The organism is Phocaeicola coprophilus DSM 18228 = JCM 13818 (assembly GCF_000157915.1).
GTDB classification, from domain to species: Bacteria; Bacteroidota; Bacteroidia; order Bacteroidales; family Bacteroidaceae; genus Phocaeicola; species Phocaeicola coprophilus.
Genome location: NZ_EQ973637.1, coordinates 69,251 through 72,709, shown reverse-complemented (window position 1 = coordinate 72,709; position 3,459 = coordinate 69,251). Strand labels below are relative to the sequence as shown.

Genomic DNA, 3,459 nt, shown 5'->3' with positions numbered 1-3,459 from the left:
ATACAATAGATAAAAAAAAGGCACCGGCCTATCAACAATCGAATTTCTGATTTTCTAGAATACTCTTCAAGAAGAGCCTGTAACTTTTCCTGTTTAAAATATCTATTATATACAAAAAATATAAATGGAGTTAATATAATTATCGCATATATCCAAGATGCCAACTCCCATTTTGTTGTAATAGGAAACCTTGGCAATGTAAAATGGGCATAATATTCTATTATTTGAATTATAGAAGCAAAATTTAAAAATAAACAAACTGATATAAACATAACAGAGTCTGATTTATGTCCACCATTCTTTAGATATTTCCGCTTCAAAAAGAAATAATATGTCCAGTATGAAATTTCCTTGAGCATATTTGAAAACTATACTGTTGAGAAGAATATGGAAAATACATTCCTAGTATCTTTCATCAAGAATGAAAGATAAATATTTATCATAATGAAACTAAAACCGGTATCATCTTTTTAGACCACAAGTACATTAACGATGCTACAAATGCAAGCGTAAATAAAATAAACAACAGCGAGAGTGTTCCCCACAAAAACTTTCTGGGTTCTTCCTCAACCTCTTTTTTTATACGCTCAAAAGCTCCCTTTTTACGCAAGGTATGGTTATGAACCATCCAAAGAATAAAGCCTCCACAGAGAAAAATAAGTGTATACAAAGGCTTGTGGTCAGGAAGTAAATTATAACCTGTTAATCCATCTGTCAAAAATACAATCCCCGAATATAACAAAAAGTCAAGCCCAACAACAAACAAAAGTGATGTAAAATCTTCTGCAAGTGTCTTACCTAATAGACATCGACGAAATTTATAAAACTTAATATAGGTATATTTCCTAACATTCATTTGGGTATCTTCAATTTTGTTCTTACAGTCAATCTCAAAGGTTGAATCCGTACTTTCCAATATAGCAACTAAATAAAAAAAAGAGAACTACAAATATCATATATAGAATGGATAAAAGACCCCATTTCAACTTTTTAGGTTCATTTTCAACCTCCTTTTTAATACGCTCAAATGCTCCATCTTTACACATTGAACGATTGCGAAACCAGCCAATGGTAAACATCCCTAATATATAAAAAGCGAAAAAAAAAGGTTCGTATTTAGTTGATAATATCTTATCAACTAATTTATCAGTAAGTATCATTATTCCAAAAAACAATAATACATCAAAAGATGCCACAAATAACATTGCAGCAAACTCGTCAGCACCATCACGGCCTATTATTCTACGTCGTATCTTAAAAAATCGTATATAAATATATTTCCAAATATTCATATCAGTATCTTTTATAACCTTGTCTGAATACAGCATTGTTGGCAGGAGCTGATGGCATTCTACGGGGTAGATATGTGGGTATTAAAGGAGGTTTAACATAGGTTTTATCCCGCAAATGAACATGAGGGTTATTGGCATAAGGTGATACACACTTAGTATACCTTGGATCAAATGCTCCAGCCAAATCTAAAAACATATAAATTCCGCTAATAGCCCATCCAACCGGACCACCCCACGTAGCTATAATACCTACTATAACATCAGCACCTGCTTTAATTACTCCTTGACCATCTCCTGCATCAAAAGCTTTATAGCCTTGATATATAGAAATAAAAGTACTTACCCCAAACGATATTCTTCCAAATTTAGAATATCTATTAGATTCGGCAATAATATCTTTTCTTGCACCGGTATATTGATTTCCAAAGAAATCCTTTTTCCCTTCGACTTTTTCCATATACCATACACCGTTTTTCCCTTTCCATTTTCCCACGCCATTATTCCACTTGGCTTCAATATAAAGGTCGTATTGTTTATAACCACAATAAACCCCAACACCACTATTAACTTTACCTGATACATTTATAAAATTGTCAAAGGAAAAAGAATTGTTTTCTGTAGGAATTCCATTCCCACTTAATAACATTGAGTTTGAATGCAACTGTTTCATTGCTTCTTGAGCAAATAGATCCAATTCAACCTTTGTTTGCGGGTTTGTTTTGAGAGACATATTTATCGTTTTACACAAATATTGTTCTGGCGTTTCTGCATATCTTGAACTATCAGCAGCCATACGCCATGCCGAAGCCAATTGTGAATTAAGATAAGGTATTAACCCCAAATTCTCAATATTATTCATAAAGCTATTGTATAAAAAGACAGCAAGCAATAAGCCCTTCTCAAAAAAGGACATATTGCTTGCTAGTAAAAGAATAATTTACTCTTGTTTGTATTCACTTTCCCAAACAGCTTCTTCCGGACCGTCACCTTTGTGACCGGCAAGCTGAATGACGAAACTCTTGGCTGGGAAGAACGGTGTAATGTGTATATCCAACAAGATACGGTCTTTCTGGTTCGGATCCTGTTCAATCTTCACCACCTTAAAGCGTTCGATAAGCTTGTTGGGCCCCATTACACTATCCAGGAACTTTACAATCTGAGAACGTAAATCCGCCTCTGTACGAGTAGTCCAATTTTCAAATGCACGACGATTCAGGAAGTCAAACAAAACTTTTGTAATATAGTCGAACACACGAACAACAGAATAAGTCTGCAACCCGAGATTATCTCCATTGAACAAAGTTTTGGCAGAGAAAGCCATCACTTTGCTATATTCATTAACCATCGGAACAAGTCCTATCCGTTCAAGTTCAGAAATTTCGCTACGCTTCAAGTCGAAACGGACACTTTCAACTTCATTAAGTCCTCCGAATTTCTTGCCAGCAACAACCTGAGACATCAAGGTACCATAAATCTTTCCGGCAAGTGCTGTTGATGGCGGAACATAAAGATTCTCTTCTTCTCCAACGGAATCCTCCTTTGCGCGACCAAGCAGCCAATTACATGTCATCACTGTATTTGACTTGAAGGCATCGCCACTTGTATGGTCTGCATTAAAGAAGATATCAATTACATCATCAGGAGATTCCAAATCCTGGAAGTCTGTAATAAGGAATGCCTTATTTTCATAAGCCATCTTAGACCACTTGTCCAAAATAGCATTAGAACCTAAATAACCCGGCACAACCAACAAAGAATAATTACGGCGCAAATCCAAACGGTCGAAATTCTGCCTCAATTCCTTATTAATATAGTCAGCAAAGACTGTATTATCCAAATCACGCAACTGCTCCATGCTGGCATTAACGATTGTAATATTCTTGACCTTATCACTTTCTGTATTTTTATAAAAATATGCTACAGAACGATAAGCCTGCTCCAAATCATGGGTGCGAGCCAATGCTGCTTTCAAATTCTTATTCAACAGTTCTTCAGCCTGAAGAGCAGTTTCCTTAGCCATTTCCAGCATTTGCTCAACAGTGAGTTCTTTGCGAATCAGTTTCTCCCATACGCCCAAACATCTGGCAAGAGCTCTACGCTCAGCATCCCATTGTTTATCAGTCAAGAAAATATTCCGACGAGCCTTTCTATTGGGATTCATATTTGC

At 35.7% G+C, this 3,459-nt stretch carries 5 protein-coding genes; all 5 read right to left on the bottom strand.

Going from position 1 to position 3,459, the window contains the following annotated elements; all coding sequences use genetic code 11:
- A partial coding sequence (locus BACCOPRO_RS18310) for a hypothetical protein (RefSeq protein ID WP_008142013.1) occupies positions 1–359 on the bottom strand: 359 nt, incomplete at its 3' end.
- An 80-nt stretch (positions 360–439) separates the two neighbouring features.
- Positions 440–856, bottom strand: coding sequence for a hypothetical protein (locus tag BACCOPRO_RS06340; RefSeq protein ID WP_040311260.1), 417 nt, complete (start codon positions 854–856; stop codon positions 440–442).
- Positions 857–890: 34 nt separating this feature from the next.
- Entirely contained in the window at positions 891–1,292 is a 402-nt protein-coding gene (locus BACCOPRO_RS06335; protein ID WP_040311259.1) for a hypothetical protein, read from the bottom strand.
- 1 nt (position 1,293) lies between these two features.
- The gene (locus tag BACCOPRO_RS06330) at positions 1,294–2,151 is read right to left on the bottom strand and encodes a hypothetical protein (protein WP_134992922.1); all 858 of its coding nucleotides are present in this window, start codon (positions 2,149–2,151) and stop codon (positions 1,294–1,296) included.
- A 78-nt stretch (positions 2,152–2,229) separates the two neighbouring features.
- A partial coding sequence (locus BACCOPRO_RS06325; RefSeq protein ID WP_008142005.1) for a DUF5458 family protein occupies positions 2,230–3,459 on the bottom strand: 1,230 nt, incomplete at its 5' end.